Source organism: Pseudomonas sp. c313 (assembly GCF_055407145.1).
Map to the genome: position 1 here is coordinate 1 of NZ_JBUZRD010000048.1, position 826 is coordinate 826.

General features: G+C 56.1%; 1 protein-coding gene. It reads left to right on the top strand.

Translation table 11 applies throughout. The features are described 5' to 3' along the window. On the top strand, positions 1-826 hold an 826-nt coding region (locus ACZRKZ_RS27760), incomplete at both ends, for an immunoglobulin-like domain-containing protein (protein WP_463983202.1).

Below are 826 nucleotides of genomic sequence, written 5' to 3' on the forward strand. Positions count from 1 at the left end.
CAACGCTTCGTCGGGCACCGCAACCATCACCGTCCCGGCAGACGTTTACGTCAATCCCGCGATCTCTAACACCATTAGCGAAGTGGTCAGCGGCGGCGACAAGTACGAAAAACTTACCGTCAGCGACAAGCCGGCGGGCACCGTCGTTATCGATACTGAAACTCCGTCGACTATCAAGTTGACTGCATCGGGCGAAGTCAGCGAAGGCGGCCAGGTTACTTACACCGCGACGCTGAGCCACGCAGCCGGCAGCCCAATGACCGTTACCTTGAGCAATGGCGCAAAAATCACCATTGAACAAGGCAAGTTCTCCGGCGAAACGAAGTTCGACGCTCCAACTGATGACGTCTTCAAAGATGAAAGCACTGTCTCGGCCACTATCAAGCCGGACGGTATCGTCGGCGGTAGCTTTGAGAAGCTGGAAATTGTCGGCGGCGCTGCCGATACCCTCGTCAAAGACACCATCGACGAAGTGACTGTTTCTCTCCACGCCACCCCAAGCATCAGCGAAGGCGGCGAGATTGTTTACACCGCTTCTTTGCTGGGCAAAGACGGCAAGCCGGTTCTCAACCTCGGCTCCGACCTGGTCGTAAAACTGGCCAATGGCGAAACTATCACCATCGCTAACAACGCTTCGTCGGGCACCGCAACCATCACGGTTCCGGCGGATGTTTACGTCAATCCCGCGATCTCTAACACCATTACGCAAGTGGTCAGCGGCGGCGAGAAGTACGAAAAACTTACCGTCAGCGACAAGCCGGCGGGCACCGTCGTTATCGATACTGAAACTCCGTCGACTATCAAGTTGACTGCATCGGGCGAAGTC